At 63.0% G+C, this 26,073-nt stretch carries 23 protein-coding genes; 18 read left to right on the top strand and 5 right to left on the bottom strand.

From position 1 onward, the window contains the following. Positions 1-86 precede the first annotated feature (86 nt). The 4 genes from infB to ribF all read left to right on the top strand — a co-directional run bounded on the left by infB (position 87) and on the right by ribF (position 6,223). Positions 87-2,933 (top strand): translation initiation factor IF-2, encoded by a 2,847-nt coding sequence (gene infB, locus WD012_RS01435; RefSeq protein WP_339562020.1) that lies wholly within the window; start codon positions 87-89, stop codon positions 2,931-2,933. Between the two features lie 254 nt (positions 2,934-3,187). Further along, positions 3,188-3,775, top strand: a complete 588-nt coding sequence (gene rbfA / locus WD012_RS01430) for a 30S ribosome-binding factor RbfA (RefSeq protein ID WP_339562019.1) — start codon at positions 3,188-3,190, stop codon at positions 3,773-3,775. After that, positions 3,768-4,772: a tRNA pseudouridine(55) synthase TruB gene (gene truB / locus WD012_RS01425; protein ID WP_339562018.1), complete on the top strand. Its 1,005-nt coding sequence runs from the start codon at positions 3,768-3,770 to the stop codon at positions 4,770-4,772. The genes rbfA and truB overlap by 8 nt, the downstream gene beginning before the upstream one ends. Positions 4,773-4,867: 95 nt before the next feature. Then, positions 4,868-6,223: a bifunctional riboflavin kinase/FMN adenylyltransferase gene (gene ribF, locus WD012_RS01420; protein WP_339562017.1), complete on the top strand. Its 1,356-nt coding sequence runs from the start codon at positions 4,868-4,870 to the stop codon at positions 6,221-6,223. A 46-nt stretch (positions 6,224-6,269) separates the two neighbouring features. Here ribF and radA read toward each other — a convergent pair whose 3' ends face one another. Further along, positions 6,270-7,691 (bottom strand): DNA repair protein RadA, encoded by a 1,422-nt coding sequence (gene radA, locus WD012_RS01415; RefSeq protein WP_339562016.1) that lies wholly within the window; start codon positions 7,689-7,691, stop codon positions 6,270-6,272. Positions 7,692-7,827: 136 nt separating this feature from the next. On the opposite strand from radA, the gene WD012_RS01410 reads away from it, so the two are divergent. Together WD012_RS01410 and WD012_RS01405 are read left to right on the top strand one after the other, a co-directional pair. After that, positions 7,828-8,469: a hypothetical protein gene (locus WD012_RS01410; RefSeq protein ID WP_339562015.1), complete on the top strand. Its 642-nt coding sequence runs from the start codon at positions 7,828-7,830 to the stop codon at positions 8,467-8,469. Between the two features lie 114 nt (positions 8,470-8,583). Next, on the top strand, positions 8,584-8,673 hold the full coding sequence (locus tag WD012_RS01405; protein WP_004268639.1) for a 30S ribosomal protein bS22: 90 nt from the start codon (positions 8,584-8,586) through the stop codon (positions 8,671-8,673). Between the two features lie 310 nt (positions 8,674-8,983). Here the strand turns inward: WD012_RS01405 and WD012_RS01400 are convergent, their stop codons facing one another. After that, positions 8,984-10,285, bottom strand: a complete 1,302-nt coding sequence (locus tag WD012_RS01400; protein WP_339562014.1) for an O-acetylhomoserine aminocarboxypropyltransferase/cysteine synthase family protein — start codon at positions 10,283-10,285, stop codon at positions 8,984-8,986. 184 nt (positions 10,286-10,469) lie between these two features. Next, the gene (rpiA, locus tag WD012_RS01395) at positions 10,470-11,168 is read right to left on the bottom strand and encodes a ribose-5-phosphate isomerase RpiA (protein WP_339562013.1); all 699 of its coding nucleotides are present in this window, start codon (positions 11,166-11,168) and stop codon (positions 10,470-10,472) included. Between the two features lie 655 nt (positions 11,169-11,823). Here rpiA and WD012_RS01390 point away from each other — a divergent pair. The 8 genes from WD012_RS01390 (at position 11,824) to WD012_RS01355 (ending at position 19,725) form a co-directional block, all read left to right on the top strand. Continuing rightward, on the top strand, positions 11,824-12,645 hold the full coding sequence (locus WD012_RS01390; RefSeq protein ID WP_339562012.1) for an amino acid ABC transporter permease: 822 nt from the start codon (positions 11,824-11,826) through the stop codon (positions 12,643-12,645). Positions 12,646-12,824: 179 nt separating this feature from the next. Further along, the gene (locus tag WD012_RS01385) at positions 12,825-13,655 is read left to right on the top strand and encodes a transporter substrate-binding domain-containing protein (RefSeq protein WP_339562011.1); all 831 of its coding nucleotides are present in this window, start codon (positions 12,825-12,827) and stop codon (positions 13,653-13,655) included. Between the two features lie 14 nt (positions 13,656-13,669). Further along, on the top strand, positions 13,670-14,380 hold the full coding sequence (locus WD012_RS01380; RefSeq protein ID WP_339562010.1) for an amino acid ABC transporter permease: 711 nt from the start codon (positions 13,670-13,672) through the stop codon (positions 14,378-14,380). After that, positions 14,377-15,126, top strand: coding sequence for an amino acid ABC transporter ATP-binding protein (locus WD012_RS01375; RefSeq protein ID WP_339562009.1), 750 nt, complete (start codon positions 14,377-14,379; stop codon positions 15,124-15,126). Before WD012_RS01380 ends, WD012_RS01375 begins: the two co-directional genes overlap by 4 nt. Positions 15,127-15,192: 66 nt before the next feature. After that, positions 15,193-16,473 carry an aminotransferase-like domain-containing protein gene (locus tag WD012_RS01370; RefSeq protein WP_339562008.1) on the top strand — a complete coding sequence of 427 codons (1,281 nt, stop codon included), beginning with the start codon at positions 15,193-15,195 and terminating at the stop codon, positions 16,471-16,473. A 15-nt stretch (positions 16,474-16,488) separates the two neighbouring features. After that, positions 16,489-17,457, top strand: coding sequence for an NAD(P)-dependent oxidoreductase (locus WD012_RS01365; protein WP_339562007.1), 969 nt, complete (start codon positions 16,489-16,491; stop codon positions 17,455-17,457). An 83-nt stretch (positions 17,458-17,540) separates the two neighbouring features. Continuing rightward, positions 17,541-18,335: an amino acid ABC transporter ATP-binding protein gene (locus WD012_RS01360; protein WP_339562006.1), complete on the top strand. Its 795-nt coding sequence runs from the start codon at positions 17,541-17,543 to the stop codon at positions 18,333-18,335. 91 nt (positions 18,336-18,426) lie between these two features. Continuing rightward, positions 18,427-19,725, top strand: coding sequence for an MFS transporter (locus tag WD012_RS01355; protein ID WP_339562005.1), 1,299 nt, complete (start codon positions 18,427-18,429; stop codon positions 19,723-19,725). 79 nt (positions 19,726-19,804) lie between these two features. Here the strand turns inward: WD012_RS01355 and WD012_RS01350 are convergent, their stop codons facing one another. Together WD012_RS01350 and WD012_RS01345 are read right to left on the bottom strand one after the other, a co-directional pair. Beyond that, positions 19,805-20,236: a GNAT family N-acetyltransferase gene (locus WD012_RS01350; RefSeq protein ID WP_339562100.1), complete on the bottom strand. Its 432-nt coding sequence runs from the start codon at positions 20,234-20,236 to the stop codon at positions 19,805-19,807. A gap of 494 nt (positions 20,237-20,730) precedes the next feature. Continuing rightward, positions 20,731-21,918 carry a ribonuclease H family protein gene (locus WD012_RS01345; protein ID WP_339562004.1) on the bottom strand — a complete coding sequence of 396 codons (1,188 nt, stop codon included), beginning with the start codon at positions 21,916-21,918 and terminating at the stop codon, positions 20,731-20,733. Between the two features lie 237 nt (positions 21,919-22,155). Here WD012_RS01345 and WD012_RS01340 point away from each other — a divergent pair, with 237 nt between their 5' ends. The 4 genes from WD012_RS01340 to brnA all read left to right on the top strand — a co-directional run bounded on the left by WD012_RS01340 (position 22,156) and on the right by brnA (position 25,941). Beyond that, positions 22,156-22,884 carry a carboxymuconolactone decarboxylase family protein gene (locus WD012_RS01340; RefSeq protein ID WP_339562003.1) on the top strand — a complete coding sequence of 243 codons (729 nt, stop codon included), beginning with the start codon at positions 22,156-22,158 and terminating at the stop codon, positions 22,882-22,884. A 99-nt stretch (positions 22,885-22,983) separates the two neighbouring features. After that, positions 22,984-24,075 (top strand): zinc-dependent alcohol dehydrogenase family protein, encoded by a 1,092-nt coding sequence (locus tag WD012_RS01335; RefSeq protein WP_339562002.1) that lies wholly within the window; start codon positions 22,984-22,986, stop codon positions 24,073-24,075. Positions 24,076-24,347: 272 nt separating this feature from the next. Further along, positions 24,348-24,794 (top strand): MerR family transcriptional regulator, encoded by a 447-nt coding sequence (locus WD012_RS01330; RefSeq protein ID WP_339562001.1) that lies wholly within the window; start codon positions 24,348-24,350, stop codon positions 24,792-24,794. A gap of 862 nt (positions 24,795-25,656) precedes the next feature. Then, a complete protein-coding gene (brnA, locus tag WD012_RS01325) occupies positions 25,657-25,941 on the top strand; it encodes a type II toxin-antitoxin system BrnA family antitoxin (protein ID WP_339562000.1) in 285 nt (94 codons plus the stop codon). Positions 25,942-26,073 lie beyond the last annotated feature (132 nt).

Raw genomic sequence — 26,073 nt, 5'->3', positions numbered from 1 at the left:
TGGTCGCACGATGAGACAAGGTAAGCTCGCCATCATCGAAGTGTGACTGCGCATATGCGCGCAGTCACGGAATAGGAGAAAACTGAGTGGCAAAACAGCGCGTATATGAACTGGCCAAGGAGCTTGGCGTCGACAGCAAGACCGTCCTTGAGAAGCTCAAGGACATGGGGGAGTTCGTCAAGTCCGCATCCTCTACGGTGGAGGCGCCAGTCGTTCGCCGTCTGAAAGCATCCTTCCCGAAGGCGGATGCTCAGACCAAGCCGAATGAGAAGAAGCCGGGTGCAGCCAAGGCGGCTCCGCGCCCGCAACAGCGTCCTGAACATCGTTCGGAATCGCATCATCAGGAAACACGTCATCCCGAAACACAGGGCGACCATGCCGAGCACCGGACCTCGGCCAAGCCGGGTCCCGCCCATATGCAGGTGCCGAAGCCAGGCGCTCCGCATCCTGGTCCCCGCAACGCGCAACGGTCCCAGCAGGGTGGCCGGCCGGACCGTCCGCAGCATCGCGACGACCGTCGTGACGGCCGTACCCCCCGTCCCGAACGTGGCGAGCAGGCTCGTCCGGGGCAGCACAATAATGCCCGCCGTGGCAATGCGCCGCGTCCGGGGGCCGCGCATGCTCCGCGGGGCGCGCAGGCGGGAACGCCGCAGGGGCGGCCCAACACCCCGCATGCCGCGACGCCGGGGCCGCGCCCGGGTAACAATCCGTTCAGCCGCAAGCAGGGTATGCATGTGCCCACGCCAGGAGACATCCCGCGTCCGCATCCTATGGCCCGTCCGACCGTCGAAGGCGGTCGTGGTGGCCGCGGCCGTGGCGGCCGCAACGGTTTCGGCAATGGTCGCGCCGGTGCGAAGCCGGGGCAGTGGGGCCAGCATCGTCCCGGCCAGGGCGGCGGAAACCGCGGCGCCGGGCAGGGTGCCGGCAATCATTTCGGTGGCGGCTTCCAGAACGGCGGCGGCAATGCCGGTCCGTCACGTCCGGGCGGTCGTGGTCGCGGCGGTGCCGCGGGCGCGTTCGGCCGTCAGGGCGGCAAGTCCTCGAAGGCACGTAAGAACCGTCTCGCGAAGCGTCATGAATACCAGGAGATGAAGGCCCCGGTCATCGCCGGCGTGCGCATCCCCTCCGGTAACGGCCAGACCGTGCGTCTGCGCCAGGGCGCCTCCCTCGCGGACCTCGCGGAGAAGATCAACGTCAATCCGGCCGCCCTGGTCACCGTGCTGTTCCATCTCGGCGAGATGGCCACGGCGACCCAGTCGCTCGACGAGGCGACCTTCCAGATCCTCGGCGAGGAGATCGGCTGGAACATCAAGATCGTGTCCGCCGAAGAGGAAGACAAGGAACTGCTGCAGCAGTTCGACATCGACCTCGATGAGGAAGAGCTGCAGGATGACGAGAACCTCAAGCCGCGTCCGCCGGTGGTCACGGTCATGGGCCATGTCGACCACGGCAAGACCCGCCTGCTTGACACCATCCGCAAGACCAATGTGGTCGCGCGTGAGGCCGGCGGCATTACGCAGCGCATCGGCGCCTACCAGGTGACGGTCGAGCTTGACGGCGAATCGCGCAAGATCACCTTCCTCGACACCCCTGGCCATGAGGCCTTCACCGCCATGCGTGCCCGTGGTGCCGAGCTCACCGATATCGCGATCCTCGTGGTCGCGGCGGATGACGGCGTGATGCCGCAGACCGTCGAGGCGATCAACCACGCCCAGGCGGCGAACGTGCCGATCGTCGTGGCGGTCAACAAGATCGATAAGCCTGGCGCCAACCCGGAGCGTGTGCGCGGCCAGCTCACTGAATTCGGCCTTGTGCCGGAAGAGTACGGCGGCAACACCATGTTCGTCGATATCTCCGCGAAGCAGGGCACGAATGTGGACAAGCTGCTCGAAGCGGTGCTGCTCACCGCTGACGCGGAACTCGACCTGCGGGCCAACCCTGATATGGACGCCCGTGGCGCCACCGTCGAAGCTCGACTCGACAAGGGCCGCGGCGCCGTGGCGACCGTGCTCGTGCAGTCCGGCACCCTCCACGTGGGCGACGCCATCGTGGCCGGCACGTCGTATGGCCGCGTGCGCGCCATGCTTGACGAGAACGGCAACCATATGAAGGCCGCAGCCCCGTCCACGCCTGTCCAGGTGCTCGGCCTGACCTCCGTGCCGACCGCAGGCGACCTGTTCCTGGTCGCCCCCGACGACCGTGCGGCACGCCAGATCGCCGAGAAGCGTCAGGCGACCGAACGCGCCGCCCAGCTGGCCAAGCGTCGCAAGGTGGTTTCGCTCGAAAGCCTCAAGGAGCAGTTCGCCAAGTCCGAAGTGGATATGCTCAACATCGTCATCAAGGGCGATTCCTCCGGTTCCGTCGAGGCGCTCGAGGATTCGCTCATGAAGATCGACGTGTCCGAGGAAGTCGGCATCCAGGTCATCCACCGCGGTGTCGGCGCCATCACGCAGAACGACGTCAACCTGGCGAGCGTCGACAAGGCCGTCATCATCGGCTTCAACGTGCGCCCGAACCGTCAGGTCGCCGATCTGGCGGAACGCGAAGGCGTGGAGATCAAGTACTACTCGATCATCTACAAGGCCATCGAGGATGTCGAAGCCTCCTTGAAGGGCATGCTCAAGCCCGAATACGAGGAGGTCGTCACCTCGCACTCCGAGATTCGCGAGATCTTCCGCTCCTCCAAGTTCGGCAACATCGCCGGCGTCATGGTCCAGGACGGCGAGGTCAAGCGTGGCACGAAGTGCCGCATCCTGCGCAACGGGGTCGCCACGGTCAACGACCTGGAGATCTCCTCGCTGCGCCGCTTCAAGGACGACGTCCAGTCGGTCAAGGAAGGCTACGAGGCCGGTATCAACCTCGGCACCTTCAACGACATCGAGATCGGCGACATCATCGAGACCTTCGAGATGCGCGAAATCGAACGCAAGTAGCCGCCACGGACGGCTCAGGCCGCCCGAGACAGCTCGAACAACCCGGTATAACAGGCCAGTGCACTCCTACGGCGCACTGGCCTGTTGCGCACCGGTACATCCAACGGCATGACGGGCATGCGGCCTGTTACGCCCTCAGCCAGCGGGCGCGACACGCCCACCCGGCTGTGGAACATCGAATCGGCAACCGGAACCAGAACACGTATTGGGCGCCCTCGGCAACGAACCGGCACCCACCCAGGAAAGGAACACCATTGGCAGGCACGAATCCACGGGCGGCGCGCATCGCCGCGCTCATCCAACGTGTGGTCGCATCGGCACTGGAGCGCCAACTGCACGACGAGCGGCTCCACAACGTGACCATCACCGACGTGCGGGTCACCAACGATCTGCAGATCGCCACCATCTATTGGACCCAGCTCGGCCATGACGGCAAGGAGCAAGGCGAACGCAAACGCGCCCAGCAGGCGTTGAACCAGGCGAAAGGCCGTCTGCGCACCCTGGTCGGGCGCAAGGCCGGGCTGCGACTGACCCCGGAACTCAAATTCAAGTTCGACGAGGTGCCGGGAGAGGCGACCGAGATCGAGGATATTCTGGTCACCGCACGCCGTCGCGACGAGGAACTCGCCAAAAGCCGCGAACACGCCCAGTACGCCGGCGAGGCCGACCCGTACAAGCATCCCGAGGAGCGGGAGAACCGCTGGGATGATGACGACGATTACGACGACGATGGCTACGACGATTACGGCGAGGAATCCGACGACGCCGTAGAAACCGGCGACGAGCATGACGACACGGATACCGACACCGACACCGGGCTGACAGGCGGGCAGAATGCCTGACGGCCTCGTCATCGTCGACAAGCCGCAGGGCGTCACCAGCCATGATGTCGTCGCCGCGGTGAGATCGGTGCTCCACTGCAAGCGTGTCGGCCATGCCGGCACGCTCGACCCGATGGCCACCGGTGTGCTGGTCATCGGTTTCGGCCACGCCACCCGGTTGCTCAATTACATCGTCGACCATCACAAGACCTACGAGGCGACCATCCGGCTCGGGCTGCGCACCACCACCGAGGATGCCGAAGGCGAGACCATCGCGTGGCCGGTCGGGGAACGCGAACACGTGCAGGCGCAAGTCGCCGCGCTCACCCGAGAGGCGATCGAGCATGCCATCGGCACACGCCTGCTGGGGCAGATCAGCCAGGTCCCGAGTTCCTACTCCGCGGTGAAAATCAACGGCAGACACGCCTACGATCTCGCCCGTGAAGGCCAGGAGGTCGTGCTCGAACCCCGCCAGGTGACCATCGATGGCTTCGACGTGCTTGCCGTCCATGAGCCGGATACGGCACAGGGCACACGCGATATCGACGTGCGTGTCACCTGCTCGGCGGGCACGTACATCCGTGCGCTCGCCCGTGACCTCGGGGACATTCTCGGTGTCGGGGGATACCTGACCCGGCTGCGGCGGACACGGGTCGGGGCATTCGACATCGAGGACCCGCACGTCGTGCACGCACGCAGCGAGGAACACAGCTTCACCACGCGTGACGGGCGGCATGAGGCCCGTATGCGGGCGAGGCTGGACACCACCAAGGAGCAGCTGCTGGACGCATCACTGACCATGGGGCAGGCGGCGCGCATGACCATGCCTGTCGTGGATATCGATGACCGGCAGGCGCAGGATCTGCGCTACGGGCGCAGTATCGATGTTGCCGTCAGCACCGCCACCGCGGCCATCGCGCATCCGGCGGACGGCGACGACGATCTGGTCGCAATCATCATCGCCGATAGCGGCACGCCGACGCGGTCGCATCCGACCGTGGTATTCCCTGCCGCCTGACCTTTTGCTAGAGTGGACGCGGCAATCCAAGAATCCAAGAAACCCAGAAATCCAAGATCATCCAAGAGTTTCGGGACAACGACAAGAGGAACAGCATGAACATCACCAATCTGGTTCCCGACGTCAACGGGCTGGTCAGCTGGCCGACCCTGAGCGTCAACCGCAAATCCGTCGTCACGGTCGGATCGTTCGACGGCATGCATCAGGGGCACCGCGCGGTGATCGGAAGGACCGTGGAACTGGCCAAGCGTAACAACGCGTTCTCGGTGGTCATCCTGTTCGATCCGCGGCCAAGTGTCGTCCACCGGTATGCGAAAACCCATCAGGGACAGCAACCGCCGCAAGATATCGTCGATCCCGAACAGCTTATGGGCATGGGCCAGCGACTGCGCGTGATGGACGAGCTGGGCGTGGACCACGTGCTGCTCGTGCAATACACGCTCGCGTTCGCGGCGAAATCGTTCCGTTTCTTCCTCGGCCAGCTGGTCGGCAAACTCGGCATGCGTACGCTGGTACTCGGCCAGGATGCGCATATGGGAGCGGGACGAACCGGAGATGTGCAGGCGATCGAGAATCTCGCGCTCGCCACCGGCGTATTCGAGTTGGAAGTCGTTGATGACCGTGGCCCCGGATACACGCGAATCCCGCAGGATGCCACATATACCGTGCCGCAGGAGCCCGGGGAGCCGAACGACCCGACCGCCGGCATGACCAAGGCCCAGCTGCGCGCGTGGAGCAAGAAGCATCAAGCCAAACAGGCGAGGGTGTGGAGTTCCTCGAACGTGCGGTACCTGTTGTCCCAAGGGCGTATCAAGGATGCGAACGCCATCCTGGGCGCGCCGCATGGGATTGAAGGCACGGTGGTTCACGGCGAACAGCGAGGTCGCGACATCGGCTTCCCGACGGCGAATCTCGGCGCGCCGATTGACGGGTATCTGCCGGTCGACGGCGTGTACGCGGGCTGGCTGGTCGACCTGGGCGAGCCGAAGAGCGATGGTGCGGAGAGTGCAGCGGCTCCAGCCGATGATACGACGCAAGCCGACACGGTACACGACGCTCCTGCGGCGCCTGGCACCACTGCGAACGATGCCGCCCCCGTGGCAAGCATTCCGCAGCCGCTGGATCTCGCCCCGGTGCGGTCCCGGCTGGCCGCACATTCGCCGTACCGCTGGCCCGCGGCCATATCCATCGGTACCAAGCCCACATTCGAAGCCGAAACCGGCGAACCGGAGCGTGTCATCGAAGCCTACGCGGTGACCGACGACTGGCTCGACCTGTACGGGCATCGCGTCCGCGTCGAATTCACCGGATTCCTGCGCCCGCAAATCAAATTCGACTCCGTGGACGAGCTGAAAGCCGAGCTTGCCGTCAACGCCAGGCAGGCGGCGGATGCGGCGGCGGATAACGCCCATGCCGTCCATGCCGCCAATGGCACCCAGAACGCCAGATAGCCGACAAATCCGGTCGTTGTCGGTGGCGCCTCACTCGGGTGCGTGATTACCGGCTCTTGCGCAGCCCCAGCGCCTCCAACGCGTCGCGTAACGACGTCACCTCAACGAGTTCAATCCCTTTCGGCATGGAATCGCCATGCCGCCGCCCGGAACGGGTCGCCGGCACAACGGCATGGGTGAATCCCAGCCGCGCGGCTTCACTCAACCGGTGGGCGAGTTGGGGGACAGGGCGCACCTGGCCGGTCAGGGAAATCTCCCCGATCGCGCAAGTCGTGCGCGCGATCGGCGTACCGGTCGCCGCGCTCGCCAGCGCCGCCACAATCGCCAGATCGCATGCCGGCTCCTTGGCGGACGCCCCCGCGATCGTCGAGACGTACACGTCGTTGGCGAGCAGATTCACCTTGCCATGACGGTACAGGACGGCGGTGAGCATCGCCAGCCGGTTCCCGTCCACGCCATTGACCGCACGACGCGGGGTGGGCAGCACGGATTTGGTGACGAGCGCCTGCAATTCAATCGGCAGACTGCGGTGCCCGTCCAGCGTGAACGTGACACACGTCCCGTCTACTGGTTCCTGCGATGCGGACAGAAACAGCCCGGAGGGATCGGCGACCTCTTCGATACCCTCACCGCTCATATCGAAGCAGCCGACCTCGTCGGTGGGGCCGAACCGGTTCTTCACCGCGTGCAGCATGCGCAGCGCGGTCTGCGTATCGCCTTCGAACTGGCAGACCACGTCGACCAGATGCTCCAGCGTGCGTGGGCCGGCGATCGAACCGTCCTTGGTGACGTGACCGACCAGGACAATAGGAATATCAAGGGTTTTCGCAGTGTCGATAAGTGCGCTCGCGACCTCGCGCACCTGCGTGGAGCCGCCCGAGATGCCATCGACATCCTGCGAGACGATGGTCTGTGCGGAATCCACGATGGCAAGCCGCGGGTGTTCCTGGGCGATGAGGCCCAGTACGGTGGCCAGATCGGTGGTGGAGGCGAGGAGCAGATTGTCCTGCACCGCGTCGATGCGCGAGGCGCGCATACGCACCTGCGCCTGCGATTCCTCGCCGGACAGGTACAGTACGGTGCCATCCGGGTTCGTGCGCGCAACATTGCCCGCGGTTTCGAGCAGCAGTGTGGATTTGCCGATACCCGGCTCGCCGGCGACCAGAACGACGGAACCGGGGACGATGCCGCCGCCCAGCACGCGGTCGAATTCGCCGAATCCGGTGGGGATGCGGGTGACGCTTTCCGTACCGACCTCGCTGATCGGCTTGACCGTGCCCTCACCCACGACGGTCTGCGCCTGCGTGCGCGAGGTGCGTCCGGGTGCAGCGGTGCGCGATTTGGCGGGACGCGCCTCATGGAACTCCTCGAGTGTGCCCCACTGGCCGCATTCGGGGCAGCGGCCATACCATTTGGGGCCGTTCCACCCGCATTCGGTGCACACGTACTGCGTCGTAGTCTTTGCCATAGTGCCGAAGCTAGCGAGCTTTCGCGACATTGCGCGTCGGGCGCAACGCGTCAGGCCGAAAACTGGTGCAACTCCCGTGCCGGTATGCACCAGTGCCATCCGGCATGCGTCATGCCGCTGTGCGAGAATGAGCCCTATGGCGAACACTGAACAATCCTCATCGCATGGCAAACTCACCGCAGTGATTGCGGTGGCGGCGGTGGTCATCGTATTGGCATTGCTGTCGGCATTCATCTGGCCGGGCTGGGCACTCAACAAGACGGCGGCTCCGACGAGTACGCCGACCACCAGCTCCACGGCGAGCGGCACCAAGAAATCCGCCACCCCGACAACGCCATCAACCCCGACGATTTCAGCGAAGGCCCTGCCGACGGACGCGACGAGCCTGCTGAAAGCCATGCCGGACAGCGTGGTCAACTATGCACGGACCGACGCCAATCCGAGTGCGAACTGGACATCCACGTCACCGTTGGAAGAGTACACGATGACGTATTCCACCGGGGACGACACGAAGAACATCTCGCTGATCACCGCGCAATGGTCGAGCGCTGACGATGCGAAAAAGCAGTATCAGACATTGACAGCCTCTCTGACGGGTGACGAGATCGCGTCCGGTAATGTGAAAGTCAGCGGCAAGACCACCGGCAGCTATGTGATCCGCAAGGACGCTTCCGACAGCAAGAAGGCGGTCGCCGTGTGGATCAACGATACCGCGGTGTTCCAGGCGAACGGCCCGAGCGACGCGGTGACGGTCTTCTGCCAGAAATTCCCGCTGTGACAGGTGCCCGGCACGTTTTCATGCGTGCCGTCGGAATGTCGTTATCCAAAGTCGCCGAATGCGTGTAGTATTAGGCGAGTTGCAAACTTTCGGTAATAGGAATGGAGGCTTCAGATGGGTTCCGTCATCAAGAAGCGCCGCAAGCGGATGAGCAAGAAGAAGCACCGCAAACTGCTGCGTAAGACTCGTCACCAGCGCAAGTAGTATTGCCCGGTGAAGCCTCGCGCAATGGACTGCGAGTAGCTCACAGCTCAGGCCCCTCTTCGGAGGGGCTTTTTCTTTGCCTTGCGGGCGCATCTTCGTTGAACCGGGTACGTTTGCATGCGGCGTCGGGCACATCATCGTGAGAGGGGAGGGTGCCCGGCCATCCGTCAGGTTGTGTATGTCCGGGCATACGCAACCTGACATGGTGATTGCACGCCGGGAAAGAAAACCGCGAACGGGCGGGATCACCATCCGTTCGCGGTTCGGCTATTCACGGTATTACTGCGCACAGGCCCGTGCGCATGGGCGATCAGAGCGTGGCGTCCATGGCCTGCTTCAGGTCGGCGATGATATCGTCGGCGTTTTCGAGGCCGCAGCTCAGGCGCACGAGGTCGATGCCGACGCCTGCCTCCTTGAGCTGCTCTTCGGTGAGCTGGCGATGCGTGGTGCCCGCCGGGTAGAGGATGCACGAACGCGAGTCCGCCACGTGGGTGGCGATGGACACGAGCTTCAAATGGTCGAGGAACGCGGAGACCTTGTCGCGGCCACCGGGCACGCCGAAGGCGATGACGCCGCACGTACCGTTCGGCATGTACTTGCGTGCCAGCTCGTAGTACTTGTCGGTTTCGAGGCCGGGGTGGTTCACCCAGGAGATGCGCGGGTCCTCGTTGAGGAACGTCGCCACCTTGTAGCCGTTCTCGCAGTGCCGTTTCATGCGCAGCCCCAGATCCTCAAGGTTCTGGCCCAGAATCCACGCGTTGAACGGCGAGGGGATGGAGCCGAAGTCGCGCATGAGCTGCGCCACGCACTTGGTGATGAACGCGCCGCCATTGCCGAACTCCTTGGCGTAGGTCACGCCGTGGTAGGAATCGTCGGGTGTGGTGAGTCCGAGGAACTTGTCGGCGTGGGCCATCCAGTCGAAGTTGCCGGAATCCACGATGGCGCCGCCGACGCACGAGCCGTGGCCGTCCATATACTTGGTGGTGGAGTGCGTCACGATGTCGACGCCGTACTCGAACGGACGGCAGTTGACAGGCGTCGGGAAGGTGTTGTCGACGATCAGCGGCACGCCATGCCTGTGCGCGGCGGCGGCGAACTTGTCGAAGTCCAGCACCATGAGCGAGGGGTTCGCGATGGATTCGCCGAACACGGCCTTCGTATTGGGCTGGAACGCGGCATCGAGCTCTTCGGGCGTGCAGTCCGGGTGCACGAAGGTGCAGTCGATGCCCATGCGGCGCATGGTGACGTTGATGAGGTTGTACGTACCGCCGTAGATGGCGTTCGACGCCACGATGTGGTCGCCGGCCGAACAGATGTTGAACAGGGCGAAGAAATTCGCCGCCTGGCCGGAGCTCGTGAGGATGGCCGCGGTGCCGCCTTCGAGTTCGCAGATTTTCTTGGCGACGACATCGTTCGTCGGGTTGGACAGGCGGGTGTAGAAATACCCGGATTCGGACAGGTCGAACAGGCGGGACATCTGTTCGCTGCTCGTGTATTTGAACGTGGTGGACTGCACGATCGGGGGCGTGCGGGGCTCGCCGTTCTTCGGCTGCCAGCCGCCCTGGACACAGATGGTGTCGATGGAATGGGGCTCGTCTGCCGTGTTGGCCATGGGGTTTGCCTTTCTGCGATGGGGCATCGTATCGGATGTGCGTCAACGCACCGCATTCAGTGTATCCCCAGCTGTTCCGCTGACTCTATCATGTCTCATGCGTGGCGGATTCGTACCACGGATGCACGCATATGGTGAAAGAAACCCCCGTGGGTTGCCACGGGGGTTTTGGGGGTTTACGCGCTCACTTGTTCGGGTTGGTCAGTACGCGCGGGCCGGCCGGATCGCCGACGATGACCTGGTCCACCATGTTGAGGAACAGGCCGTGCTCCACCACGCCCACGGTGTGGATGAGGTCCTCGGCCAGCTCCTGCGGGTGGTCGATGCGCCCGAGGTGCAGGTCCACCACGTAGTCGTTCTCGTCGGTGAGCACCGGCTTGCCCTCGGCGTCCAGGCGCAGCGTCGGCTTGTAGCCTTTCGCCTCGAACTTGCGGATCACCTGGCCGTTGCCGAAGGGGATGACCTCGACCGGCAGCGGGAACTTGCCGATGGTGTCGACGACCTTGGACTGGTCGACGATCCACACGACCTTGTCGGAGTTGATCGCCACGATCTTCTCCCACAGGAGGGCGGCGCCGCCGCCCTTGATGCCGTTGAAGTTCTTGTCGACTTCGTCGGCGCCGTCGATGGTGATGTCGATATGGTCCACATCGTCGATGTTCACGATCTTGATGCCGTAGCCCTCGGCCTGCTCCTGCGTGCGACGTGAGGTGGTGACGCCGGTGAACTTGAGGCCTTCCTCCTGCACGCGGCGGCCGAGCTCGTCCACGAGGAAGCGCACGGTCGAACCGGTGCCCAGACCGGCGATCATGCCGTCCTGGATGAGCTTCGCGGCTTCGATGCCGGCTGCCTTCTTCAATGCGTCTTGCTGTGCCTTGTCCATAATGCTCCTTTGAGCTCGCTGTATGACAGACACCGTGGCGGCCTGCCGCAGGCCGATCCCGGGCCGGCCGCCACGATGTCGCTTCGCCTCGCATAATGCGCCGAAGCCTGCTTCTATAGTATCGATGCGGCGGTATTTCGCGGGGCTGCGACGATGGGCGTTCCTATGCGTTGTGCGCTCGCCGGTTGCGGGGTGGGAGAGCATGACACTGCCGGCGTGTTGTTCTAGGGCGTTCAAACACGCATGTTTCCGACGTGTGACGAATGACGATTTTCGTCGTGTCCGTGTGCTTCCTTCACCGGTTTCCTCCCGATATCGCGTCTGCGCAACGGATACGGTGGCGGGATCGCTGATATTCCCCCCAACCGGAAACGTTATCGGGACGCCCGAATTCATCGGGATGAAACGAAAGTCACCGTCGGGAAACGATTCTCACATTTCGCCGACACTCATGCTTCTTACGGTACGGGAATATCAACCACACCTTAAGAAAGGACCACAGCATTGAAGTCATCATTCCTGTATTCGACCACGGTTTCCGTGCGTGTCCGATACGCGTCTGGGGCATCGTCGCACCGCCTGCGCTCGCAGGTGCCGGCGGCCGCCCCGGGATTCCTGCCCCCGGTGTGTGACAGCCGAAGAGAAAGGCAATGCCATGTCAGCATACTTTAACTGGTCGCTTGTAGGCAAGGATTTCCCCCGTCTTGTCGCGGTCCTCCCCGTGACCCTCATGATCGTCCTCGTCGCGACGATTGTCGGGCTGGTGCTCGGCAGCCTGATCGCCTTCCTGAGAATCGAGCGGATCCCCGTACTCAACCAGCTCGCCGCCGTATTCGTCTCGTTCGTCCGCGGCACCCCGATTCTCGTCCAGCTGTACATCGTCTATTACGGTGTCCCGATCCTCCTGCAATCCGCCTTCCATATCGATATTTCCGGATGGAACAAGGTCATGTTCGTCTATATCGCGTATGGGCTGAATACGGCGGCATTCCAGTCGGAGACCATCAGGGCGTCCATCCAGAGCATCCCCCGCACGCAGACCGATGCGTGCATCGCCTGCGGCCTGACCAAGCGGCAGACCTATATGAAGGTCATCTTCCCGCAGATGGTGCGTGTCGCCATGCCGTCCTTCGGAACGACCACCATCGCGTTGCTGCAGGACACGTCGCTCGCATTCACCATCGGTGTTGTCGACGTGGTCGGCAGGGCCAGGGCCTTGGGCGCCGCCACCTTCCACACCATGGAAGCCTATGCCGGCGCGGCAGTCATCTTCGTGGCGCTCAGCTTCATCCTCGAACGCGTCTTCGCGGCGATCGAGCGTCGCATGAGCTTCACCGCGCATGCCCCGCATATCGCCCTGCGACTGAAGATGCCGAGCCTGGTGTTGCCGCGCAGGACGCGCGTCGCCGCTTCTGCTGCCCCGGCAGCAGGGTTGCAGGTCGTCGCCCAGAACACGGCCACCGCCGCCGGCGTCTGATCCGGCCCGCCGCATATCATGCGCGGCCCATCCTGCGATATCCCCGCATTTCCATTACCGATTCCCCTACCCTGGCGCAAGCCATGCCTGCCAGCGGTCCAGGCTTTCCCGGCCGAGTGCCGGGCGCAGGATCCCATTCACCCCGTCAACCAATCAAACGAAGAGAAAGAGACCATATCATGTTCGGTTCCAAGAAGCTCACCACCATCGGCGCAATCCTGCTCACGTCCGTATTCGCCCTCGGGGCACTTACCGCGTGCGGCGGCTCTTCTAGCGGTTCCAGCGCCTCAGGCGTCCAGGAGATCAAGGTCGCCACTGGCAACGACGGCAAGCCGTTCTGCTACATGAACGAGGACGGCGACCTGGACGGCTACGATGTCGCCATCATGAAAGCCGTCGGCGACAAGCTCTCGAAATACTACAAGTTCACGTTCGAGACCAGCGATTTCCCGACCTCCCTATCGAATCTGTCCAGCGGCAAGGCGCAGATCGCCGTCTACGAGTACGAGATCAACGCCGAACGCAAAGCCAAGTTCACCTACGGTACGGTCGGCATGACCAAGTGGGACACGCTGATCGTCTCAGACCCGAACAACGGCAAGGTCTACCAGACCTTCGACGAGCTCAAGGGCAAGAAGGTCTACGTGACCACCGCCACCAATCAGGCGGCGATGGCCGAAGCCTACCTGAAGAAGAACCCGAACGCGTTCACCCTGGTCTACGGCACGTACACGAACGAGCAGATCGTCCAGGGCCTGACCTCGGGCGCCTACGACGCCACCCTCGCCCCGCAGTACTCGCTCGACCTGTGGAACGATTCCTTCAAGAAGGGGCTGAAAGGCAGCAAGAATGCCGTCAACAAGTCGAGCTCCTACATCCTGTTCAACAAGTCGGCCGACAAGACGCTCATGAAGCGCGTGAACACCGCGATGAAGCAGCTCAAGGACGACGGCACCTTCAAGAAGCTGTCGCAGAAGTACTACGGCGCCGACTACGTGCCCGAGGATTAAGCGAGGTGAGACCCATGGACTTCAACTTCCAGGCGATGATCCAGGCGATCATCTACTCGGTGCGTTACCTCGGTACCACGCTTGAGGTATCGTTCGCGGCCCTCGTCATCGGCGTGGCGCTCGGACTGATCATCGCACTGCTGCGCTACTACAACGTGGTCGTGCTCTCCCCGGTCTTCCAGACCCTGACCACGATCTTCAAGGGCGTGCCGGTCGTACTGATCTTCCTGGCATTGTACCTGTTCTTCTCCACCGGGTTCGACCCGATGGCCAGATCATTGGGCTGGTCGATCAGATTCAAGCAGATCAACCCGATCTGGATCGCCGTCATCTGCCTGGGGCTCATGGCCGTGGTCAACGGCACCGAGATCTTCCGCGGCGCGTTCTCATCGGTGCGCAAAGGCCAGCTCGATGCCGCCCAATCCATCGGTATGACCCGTATGCAGACCATCCGCAGGGTGCTGCTGCCGCAGGCGGTCCCGGTCGCGGTCCCGGTCTTCGGCAACCTGCTCATCAACCTCATCAAGGCCTCCGCCCTGTGCTCCATGGTCGGGGTCGTCGACATCTTCTCCGCGGCGACCATCTCCGGGCAGCAAAGCTACACCTTCCTTGAAGCGTATGTGGGCGTCGCCTTGATCTACTGGGCGGTGGTCGCCCTGATCGAACAAGCATCCGGTCTGCTCGAACGCGTGCTGACCGTACACACCAGGAGGGCCGTCGCATGATGAAGATCCGCGGAATCCGCAAGGCCTTCGGCAAACAGCAGGTGCTCAACGGCGTGGACATGGACGTCGAGGACGGCGAGGTCGTGGTGATCCTCGGCTCCTCCGGATCCGGCAAGACCACGTTCCTGCGGTGCCTGAACTTCCTCGAGAAAGCCGACGCCGGGCACATCGACCTCGATGGCAGCCATATCGACGTGAAAACCTCCTCGAAGAAGGACGTCCTCGACTACCAGCGCAAAACGGCGATGGTGTTCCAGAACTACGCGCTGTTCAGCAACAAGACCGCGCTGGAGAACATCGCCATGCCGATGGTCGCCACCGGCAAGGCCGACAAGGCCGAAGCCGACCGGCGTGCCGAAGAGCTCATCGACAAGGTCGGGCTGTCCGAACGCAAGGATTTCTACCCCAGCCAACTGTCCGGCGGCCAGCAGCAGCGTATCGGCATCGCCCGGGCGCTCGCGTTGGATCCGAAGGTCACCCTGTTCGACGAACCGACATCGGCGCTCGACCCGGAACTGGTCGGGCAGGTGCTCGGTCTGCTCCGTGACATCGCGAACGCCGGGGCCACCATGATCCTGGTCACCCACGAGATGAAATTCGCCTACGAGATCGCCGACAAGGTGGTCTTCATGGACAAGGGCGTGGTGCTGGAACAAGGCACGCCCCAGGAGGTCTTCGAACACCCCAGGCATCAGCGGACGCAGGAGTTCCTGTCCCGCTTCACCAGCCAGCTGGAGCACGCATAAGCACCGATCGGACACAAGACGGCAGGCGCACAGCGCGGCCGCACATCAAAGCAAAGGATTACAGACATGAGCACGACATTCACATTCGCATCCCGCATGGCACACCTGACCGGATCGCCGCTGCGCGAGAACGCCAAACGGGCCATGGCGGCCAAGGACACCATCTCCTTCGCCTACGGATACCCGGCGACCGAGGCGTTCCCGATGGATACGCTGCGTACGATCTCGAACAAGCTGTACACCGAGTACGACCCCAACGTGTTCCTCCAGTACGCGCCCTCCGAAGGCTACGCGGTCCTGCGACGCCTCATCAAGGAGCGGCTCGCGAACAATGCGGATATCAGGAACGACGACGACGTGCTCATCGTCTCCGGCTCCACCCAGGGCATGGACCTGGTCGTCAAGGTGCTGTGCGACCCGGGCGACGTGGTGTTGTGCGAGGACCAGACCTTCTCCGGGGCGGTCAAGGCGATCCAGAGCTATGGCGCCGTACCGATGCCCGTACCCATGGACCTGGACGCGCAATCGGTCGACCTTGATGCGCTCGAACACATCCTCAGCACCACGCCGAACATCAAGATGATGTACCTGATCCCCACCTTCCAGAACCCGCTCGGCACCTCGATGCCGCTGGACAAGCGCAAAGCCGTCTACGAGCTCGCCCGCAAGTACGACATCGTGATCTTCGAGGACGACCCGTACGGCGAACTGCTGTACTTCGGCGACCCGATCGCGAAGATGAAATCCTTCGACACCGACGGCCGGGTCATCTACTCCGGCTCGTTCTCCAAAGTACTCGCGCCGAGCACCCGCCTGGGGTTCCTCATGGCTGGCGACGAACTCATGCGCAAACTCGTGCTCGCCAAACAGGTGGCCGACTCCCACTCGAATTACTACTGGCAGGTCATGCTCGCCGAATTCATGCTGCACTACGACTTCGAAGGCCACGTGGAATACCTCAAACGCCTCTACCGCGAGCGCGTCGAAGCGATGATGGCGGCCCTTGACAGGATCCCCAGGAGCATGCTGCGCTACATCCGCCCGACCGGCGGGTACTTCATCGGCTGTCGCATGGCGGACGACATCGATCCGGACGCGTTCTACGACATCATCGCGGACCGTCATGTCGCCGTCATCCCCGGCGACGTGATGAGCGTCACCGGCCACGGCTACGAGCGTGACTTCCGCCTGAACTTCACCCGGCCGTCGCTCGAGGAGATCGACCGCGGCATCGGCATCATCGGCGAAGCCCTGGAACAGGCAAGAATCAAGGAGCCAGGCGACGGTGGTCCTTGTGATGGCTCCTGTCCGGCCGACCATGAACCCATGCTCGCGGGCGCTCGCTGAACAGGAGGTGTCGGAATGCGGCTGATCTATTTCGGGGCGAACCCCCTGGCCTATCCGGCGATCCGGCAGTGGTCGCAGCGCAACGGCGTCGAGGTGACCTGCGTGCGCGAAGGGCTCAACGCCGGCAATATCGGCATGGTGGAAGGCTATGACGGCATCTGCCTGTACCTGAGCGACGCGATGCGTTCGGATGAGGGCATCTACCGCACGCTCCACGGGTACGGCATCCGGCAGCTGTCGATCACGGCGACCGGCGTGGACGGGCTCAACCGGCAGTATGCGCAGCAATATGGCTTCCACGTCACGAATGTTCCCGGCTACAGCCCGACGTCCGTAGGTCATTTCGCACTGATGTCGGTGCTCATGGGATTGCGGTGCATCGCCGCGGTCGAGAAGGACGCGTTGGACAGCCGCACCATGATCGGGCGTGAACTGTCAGACGTGACCGTGGGCGTGCTCGGCACCGGGCGTATCGGCAGCGTGGTCGCCGACGGTGTGACGGCGCTCGGCGGGCATGTGATCGCCTGCAGCGCCCGGACGAACCCGCTGCTCGAAGGCCGTGTACGATACGTCGACTTCGACCGGCTGCTCGAGCAGTCCGATGTGATTTCCATCCACGTGCCGCTGACCGAGGAGACATACCACAAGTTCGACTTCGGCGCGTTTTCCCGGATGAAGGAAGGCTCATGCCTGGTCAACACCGCCCGCGGGGCGATCGTCGACACGGAGGCGCTGCTCGCCGCCCTGGACGCCGGGCGCGTGGGCGGCGCGGTGCTCGACTGCGTGGAGGACGAGGAACGGTATATGGCCACCGGGTGGAAGAACAACCCGCTGGTGCGGCGGCTGACCCGATACCCCAATGTGATGGTCACCCCGCACGTGGCCTACTACACGCAGCGGGCGGTCGACGAGATCGCGGTGGCGGCGTTGGACAACGCGAAGAATGTCATCGAGACGGGACGCTCCGTGGACATGGTCCTGTAGGGCGTGGGCGTGGAGCGTAGGGCGTGGGCGCCGGAACCCGGAGACGTGCGCAAGCCAAGGCAAGGCAAAGGAAAGGAATCATCATGATCGAAGCACAGATTGTCGGCCTGAAGAAGCGGTACGGCGACAACGAGATCCTCAAAGGGGTCTCGCTCAATGTGGAACGCGGCGAAGTGGTGTGCATCATCGGCCCGAGCGGCTCGGGCAAGACCACGTTCCTCAGATGCCTGAACCTGCTGGAGGAGCCGGATGAGGGCCAGTATGCGCTCGGCGGCACGGTACGGTGCGACTTCAGCCATATCGGCAGCCACGAACGGCGGGATATCGCACGCCGGACCGCCATGGTGTTCCAGTCCTATGAGCTGTTCGCCAACATGACCGTGCTGGAGAACGTCATGGAAGGGCTGGTCACGCCCCGCAAGGTGCCGAAGGGCCAGGCGAAGGCGACCGCGTTGGAGATGCTCGGGAAAGTGGGCATGCTGGAGAAGGCTGATATGTACCCGGTGCAGCTGTCCGGCGGCCAGCAGCAGCGGGTCGCCATCGCCCGCGCCATGGCGATCAAGCCTGACCTGCTGCTGTTCGACGAGCCGACATCGGCCCTCGACCCGGAACTTGTGGGCGATGTGCTTGCGGTGATGCGCCAGGTTGCCGACGAGGGGCAGACCATGATCGTGGTCACCCACGAAATGCAGTTCGCCCGCGAGGTCGCCGACCAGGTGGTGTTCATGTCCGGTGGCGTGGTGGTCGAAAGCGGTTCGCCGCAGGAGATATTCGACCATCCCAAGGAGGAGCGGACACGCGAGTTCCTGAGCAATTTCGCCATTTCGCCCTTGGCGGATGAGACCATGGAGGCGAGTAGGGAACCGGCGCTCGTGTGAGTTCGTGCACTGCCGGCGGAGATTTGCGTCGCAGGCAGCGGTATTGGTAATCGGGGGAGATGAAAGAGGAGCGGGGAAAGGAGCAGGTCTGTTGACAATACGGTTGGCGGCGCGGACGGCGTCGGGCGATATCACGGACGGGATTACGCAATCAGGGCGGCAGGCAGCTGTCGCCTCCCGCACGGGAGGCGGGCGGGAGGCCGGAGGGCAGCGCATCTGGAGCAAGGATTTCATCCTGGTGATGGTGATTGCGACTCTCGCTTCCACCGCCATCACCACGCAGATGGGCACCCTGCCGTTGTATGTCGCCTCGCTTGGCGGTTCTACGGCGGTATCGGGGGCGATTGTGGGCATCCTGGGTATTTCCGCTCTGATCTTCCGTTTCCCCACAGGAGTGCTGCTTGACCGTTATGGTCGGCGCGTGCTGCTGATTGTCGGCCTGGCGATACTGCTGGTTGATTTCTCGCTGCTCAACGTGTTCCGGACCCTGCTTATGCTGTTCTGCCTGCGGTTTTTGCAAGGTATCGGCAACGGCATCCAGACCACGTCGACGTCGACACTGGCCGCGGATCTGATTCCGCCGGGCCGTTTGCAGACCGGACTCGGGTATTTCAGCCTCGCCCAAGTGGTCCCCAGTGCAATCGGGCCGCTGATCGGGCTGAGCGTGGTCGAGCATTTCGGGTACCGGATGCTGTTCGTGGTCGGGGTCGTGCTCACCGCGGCCGCCTTGGCATTGAGCCTGCTGCTCGCCGATCGGGGTGTGCCGGGGCGGTCCGCCGCTTCGATATCCGGGAAAGATGAACGCTTGCATGACGGCGGCTCCCTGGCATTGCTGATGCGGCCGGGGATCCTGTTGCCGAGCGCGGTCATGTTCGTGGTGTTCTGCGCTGCCGCCGGCGTAACGGCGTTCGTCGCGCAGTTCGCGGTGGAGGCGGGTATCGCCAATGCGGGCGTGTATTTCGTGGTCGCCTCGGTGTCGACGGTCGTCGTTCGGCTGTTCGTCTCGCCGCAGCTCATACGCTTCCGGCAATCCGTGGTGGTGTCGGTGAGTCTAGCCATGGTATGCGCCACGTTTTTCCTGGTGGCCAACGCCCCGAACCTTGGCGTGCTGCTGCTTGCGGCGGCATTGTATGGCGCCGGCCAAGCCAATCTGCAGCCGATCATGAACACCTTGGTGCTTGACGGTATAGAGCCCGACCAGCGTGGGCGCGTGACCGCGTTCTTCTCAGCGTCGGCCGATGTCGCGTATGGTGGCGGGGCGTTGCTGTGGGGGATTGTGGCCGACTGGTGCGGTTTCCGCAGTATGTATGTGATCTGCGGGGTGTGTGCGCTGTTCGGGTTCCTCTTCTACGGGTGGTTGCTGGTCAGCCGGCTGCGCGGGTGCGACTGAGGATGGTCTTGTGATCGCGGGCGTGTATGAGAGAGTGGGCGCGTAAGGTCCCTGCGGTGGGATGCGCGCGGGGCGGCTGTCATGAATCGTATCGGGTGATCTGCCGCAGCGCCAGATTGCGGTATACCAGGTCGCGCCGTGCGGTGAATCCCTGAGCTTCCCAGAACGCATTGCCCGCAGCGTTGCGGGAGAACACCACGAGCTCGACTTTCGCGATATTCTCGCGCTTCATGGCATCGCATACGCAGGAGACGAGCCGGGATGCGATGCCTTGGTGCCGGGCGGACGGGCTGACCGCCGTGTGATAGATGTAGCCGCGTCGACCGTCATGACCGGAGAGAATGGCGCCGAAGATGCTGCCGTCCGTGTCGGATTGCGCCACAAAACAGGTGGTCGGGTTGCGTGCGAGAAACCGCGCGATGCCCTGCGGAGTATCGTCGACATCGTTGAGCCCCATGCCGGTGCATGATTGCCACAGCGCCAGCAACCGGGGAAAGTCGTCGGACTGCATCAGGCGGATGCTGATCGGGGTGCTGGCAGGGGAGTACACGTCGGCGGAGTGCCCGTCAGGGGGTGTAATTGCACGAGGTGATGTCATGCGGAAACCCTATCAACGAGATGTGAACCGGTTGTGACCTCCCGGATATGGTGGGAGAATACCCGGTTGTTGTGATTCGGGGGATAATCTCCCGCGTTCCATATGGGACTTTTGTACGATGCTGCGTTCCCGCGGATAATCTCCCAGCAAGAACGTTGGAATTCCGCGATTCTTGAAATCGGCTCCTTGGGCTGGTGCCGGGAGATTGTCTCTTGGATGGCGTTTGCGCGACAATCTTCCGCAAGGTTCCGGGACGGGGCCGGTCTGCCGGTGTGTTTGTGGAAATCTCCCACACGGAAGACAAGGATTGGCTGGATACGGCTTTCCGCTGGCATGACACCTAGTGCAGCCCTTGCCGGGCGGTCCTGCGAGGATACGCCAGGCAAGGCAAATTGTCGGACACCCGCCTACCCGAGCATGAACCGTGCGCCGTTGAGTTCAATCGAGCCGTCGCCTTGTACGTATCCGTCGATTTCCACCAGCCCGTGAATATGGCGGGGCTCGCCGCTGAATGTCGGGCTGCTGGATGGTGGCGGGGAGAACCGCAGCGTGCCGGAGAGCGTCAGGCCCGGGACTACACGCGGGCGGTTCGCGCCGGATGCTGCGGGCGTGACGGATGCGGTGCTGTGTACGGGTGCGGATTGGCCGGTGGCGGGGGATGCCGCTGTCTCGCTGTCGCCTGATTCGGCGGCCTCGGCGGAATCAATAACGGCGGGCGCAATGTCGGAGGCGGTTGCGGCATCGGTGACCGTATCGCCCTTGCCCGCAGCGGCGATTGCTGTGGTCGCACTATCCGCAGCATCTATCGCATCCACCGACCCCGCAGCGGCGCGATAATCCGGCAAATCATCCGGTACACCCTCAGGCTCAGCCAGTCGATCAGCCAGCGAATGAGTGTGGCGCGTGCCGGAGGAAACCCGTGAAGCCGGTCCGCCGTTTGCGCTCTGCCCGTCGCCCGCGCCTGGCACGCCGCCGGTGTCTTCAGCGCGTCCCAGATGGTATTCGGCTGCGGAAATCTTGCCTTCCATCAGCATGTGCGCATCCTCGGGCACGACGGTGCCTTTGGCGTATTCGGAGGCGAGCAGCGACTGCCAGCCTTCAAGCGGCAGATACCCCGGTTTGACGCCGCCGCGGCAGTCGCCCGCATACCCGTGGGCGAGGTGGTCGACTTTTTCATTGCCGGGATTGTTGTTATGCCCCTTGACCCACACGAATTTCACCGGTCCGGGCCGTTGCGAGATCTCACGGTCGATGGCGGCGATGAGCTCACGGTTCTTCACCGGCTTGCCCTGCGAGTTCTTCCAACCATGCTTTTTCCAGCCGCGCACCCAGGTCGTGGAGCAGTTGATGGCATACTGCGAGTCGGATTCGATGACGAGCGGCTCAGCGCCTGGATGAGCGCGCAAGGCTTCAAGCACCGCGCACAGCTCACCGATCTGATTGGTGCCGTTGGAGGCGCCGCCTGCATCGCAATCGCCCTCATGCTCATGCCCGGGCGTCCCGCCCGCGTGCGGCGTATGGTCGGCCCATGCCCACCCCATCGGGCCGTTCGGATTGCCTAGTGCTGATCCATCCGTCGAAACCGTGATCGTCATGCCTCCACCTTACGGAGGGGGCGGGATACGGTCGTACGCAATGCCGGCGTGTCGCCGTTTGACTTCAAGTGAACTTGAACCTTTAGGGTTGAGGTATCGCATCGCGGATATCGAAACGTTCCGGGCAACCCGGAACGGGAGGAATCTCGGGAAACCGGCCGGAAGGAACCGGCGCGGAAAGCTGGGATAATCCGGAATCCGGAGCAAGCCGATCCGCAGAAAGACAAGGTGAAGAACATGGCAATCAAGCAGACCGCGGGACGCGACAACCTCGGCGATCTCGCCCCGGTGTTCGCGCATCTCAACGATGACGTGCTGTTCGGGGAAGTGTGGAGCCGCGAGGATTCGCTGTCGCTGCACGACCGCAGCATGGTCACATGCGCGGCGTTGATGGCGCAGGGGCTGTTCCCGCAGTTCGAAGCGCATGTCGGCATCGCCAAGAAGAACGGCGTGACCCGCGACGAGATGGTGGAGATCGTCACCCAGCTCGCGTTTTATGCAGGCTGGCCCAAGGCATGGAGCGCGTTCGGCATCGTGCGCAAGATCTATGGCGATGATGCCACCGAACTGGCGCCCGTGCACGGGCCATTCGCGTTGGGCGAGCCTGCGGACGGCCAGAATTTCACCGGACATGTCTGGCTGCGCATGCTCGGCGGCCTACCGGCTGCGGGTGCGGGCAACGTGACCTTCGACCGCGGCTGCTACAACCGCTGGCACACTCACCCCAAGGGGCAGATTCTGCTGGTCACCGCCGGTCACGGCTGGGAGCAGCAGGAGGGGCAACCGCCCCACGAACTGCACGCCGGCGATGTGGTGATCTGCCCGCCGAACGTGCGTCATTGGCACGGGGCGGCGGCGGATTCCACGCTCACCCACATCGCCATCACGCCGGCCGGCGAAGACGGGTCGGTTGTGGACTGGCAGGAGTTTCTTGACCAGGCCGAGTACGACAAGCTCAACGCGTGATGTACAACGCGTGACGCGTGAGCCGTCCGCCGGTCTGCCGTTGACCGGCACCGATACATCATCCAATCCAGTGCAATACCTCAATCCAAAGGAGCAACCATGAAATCAACCATCTATTACGGCCCGCGCGATGTGCGCGTCGAAGAACGCCCGATTCCTGCTATCAAGAACCCGGGAGACCTGATTATCCGCGTCGTACGCACCTGCGTGTGCGGGTCCGACCTGTGGCCGTACCGCAGCCAGGATGCTAACTCCGCCGGAACGCCGATCGGACACGAATCCATCGGTGTGGTGACCGAAGTCGGTGCCGACGTGACCGTCGCCAAGCCCGGTGACTTCGTCATCGTGCCGTTCCCCATCAGCTGCGGCGAATGCGCGGCATGCAAGGCCGGATTCGAGTCCAGCTGCCTGAACGGCGGCTACTTCGGCGCCGCCGAGGGCGAGGGCTGCCAGAGCGAATACCTGCATGTTCCGCATGCCAATGGAACTGTCGTCAACGTGTCCGAGGCGCTCGCCGCCGGCGATATTCCCGGCGCGCCCGCCAGCCCTGCACAATTCTCTGACGAGATGCTCGCCGATTTGCTGACCCTCTCCGACGTGATGGGTACCGGCTACCATGCGGCCGTGAGCGCCGAAGTCAAGCCCGGAGACACCGCCGTGGTGTTCGGCGATGGCGCCGTGGGCCTGTGCGGCGTGTTGTCTGCGAAATTGCTGGGCGCCACCCGTATCATCGCCATGAGCCGTCACGACGATCGTGCCGCCATCGCCCGCGAATTCGGCGCCACCGACATTGTGCCCGAGCGTGATGACGCGGCGGTCGAGCGTGTCATGGAGCTCACGGGTTCCGGTGCCGATGCCGTGCTCGAATGCGTCGGTTCCGCCCAGTCCTTCAACACGGCGCTGCGTGTCGGCCGTCCGGGTGCCGTCATCGGCCGCGTGGGCCTGCCTCACGGTGTGCAGATTCCGGCGGATATCACCTTCTACCGCAACATCGGCATCAAGGGCGGCCCGGCCCCCGTGCGCACCTACGCCCGTCGGCGTCTGCTGCACGAAGTGCTCGCCGGCAACATCCACCCGGGACGCGTCTTCACCAAGACGTACACCCTGGACGAGGTGCCGCAGGCTTACGCTGACATGGATGCGCGCCGCGTCGTCAAGGCGTTGGTGAAGGTGTCCGAAGTCGAAGGCTGAGGTGCGAGACCCATGTTCGAGGGTTGACATCGAACTGACGTCAACATCGCGCCAAACTGACGCATTGCCGTTCTGCCGCCTTGGATCCACGGGTCCGGAGCGGCAAGCGCGTCTGTGTGCGTGTCGCCGCGATTGCGCGCTGCGATGCTGTGCTGCGCTTCGATGCTGTGCTTTGGCTTGACTCTGCATCGGTAGGATATCTTCAGGTGCTAGGATTTCCAAGGTCTACGGAGGACTTCGAACGTGCAAGCCAGCGTTGAAAGGAGCCACTGATGGCGACATACACCATCGGCCAGATGGCGAAGAAGCTCGGGGTGTCCACCTCGACGCTGCGATATTACGACAGCGAAGGGCTGCTGCCGTTCGTGGGCCGGACCAGCGGCGGGGCGCGTGTGTTTTGCGATGACGACATGCCGATGATCAATATCATCGGGTGCCTCAAGGCTGGCGGTATGCCGATCAAGGACATCAAACGCTATGTCGACCTGTGCGGCGAAGGCGATGCGACCATCGAACGCCGGCTTGATATGATCCGCAACCAGCGCGAGGCCGTGATGGACAAGATGCGCGAGCTGCAAGACAACCTCGACGCGCTCGACTACAAGTTGTGGTACTACCAGACGGCCGATCGGCTGGGGTCGTGCGAGCAGGTCGATGCGCTGCCTGATGACGAGCTGAGTCCCAAGATGCGCGCGGTACGGCACCGGTTGAGCCACTGAGATACCGTTGAAGTCATTGGGTTTTCAGGGGCGTATTGTGCTGTGCCCGCTTGATGCGGATTCTGGCCTGTGCACGGGTCGTAATGAACGTGGGAGTTTGCGTCGTAGAAGCATGTAACCGAATAATCTCCCGTTATCTTCCGCCACTCGTGGGAGATTGGCCGCGAATCGGCGATTCGGCAGAAAAATCCCGGATTGCAGCGGGAGTTTATCGCCAATGCGCCGATCGGTCACTGTTCTCCCAAAACCTGACTTGTGACCAATATTCAAGAATCACGGAATTCCAACGTTCACCTTGGGAGATTATCCGCATGAACGCGTGATTCCCGCAAACTCCCGCACCGCGCGCGGGAGATCGGCGCCCGATAGGCCAGTTCACGCTAAACTCCCATCCGCCGGCGACAGTACTGCTGCGAGGAGCCCGCAGATATTGAAATGCCCTATACCGCGGTGCGCCCATTGTATTCCCCGGCTAAGCAAACCGATAGTCCATCAAGCCCAGCAATCCAACGGGTAGCGACACGACGGACGCTCCGCGTAACGTGACCATCGGCGTGGGCGTGTGCGTGGACGGGTGTTTGGTGTGGTTCCTTGATGTCAGCATCGCTCGATGTCTCGCTCGAGGGGGCGGGTAATGGACATGTCACGTCTTCTCAATATCTCTTTTACAGGGCCGCGAATGACGAGATGTCGGGATGTTTCTTTGAAAATCTCCCGCGATTCGGCGATTCCGCGAGATGTTGGGACTTGCTTCGGACTTCTGTCCGAACCGGCATCGGCCGCGGAGCATTGAATTCGAGACGTGGGAACCGCATCCGGTTGATCTCGGTCAGACGGTCACGAAAAGACGGGGAGCGATATTATGACCAATGCAAATAACAGCCAGTTGCTTGATGCACAACAGCTGGAACAACGATTTGATGATGGCGAGGAAGTGCTCGGGTACTTTGATTTGGACCATCCCGTCGTCGAACATCATCCGGTCGTCCAGAAGCGTATCACCTTGACCATGCCTGACTGGATCGTCGAGGGGCTTGACGAAGAGGCCGAAGAGTTGGCCATCAGCCGCAACGCAGTAGTAAATACATGGCTCGCTGAGCGGATTCGCGCCTCGCGTGCGTACAGCCAATCCGCGGTGCGGGCGTGACATCTGAGGGGCATCGACTGTACTTGGTTTTGCCACATTGCCCAGCTCACACTGATGATGTCGCCATATTGGTTGATGATTCCGGCCACTGAAGTATCTGACTTGTGAGCCGATTCTCACATGATGGGGTGC

Source organism: Bifidobacterium thermophilum (assembly GCF_037482445.1).
GTDB lineage: Bacteria > Actinomycetota > Actinomycetes > Actinomycetales > Bifidobacteriaceae > Bifidobacterium > Bifidobacterium thermophilum_B.
The sequence above is the reverse complement of the archived record's forward strand: the minus strand, read 5'-3'. Positions and strand labels throughout refer to the sequence as shown.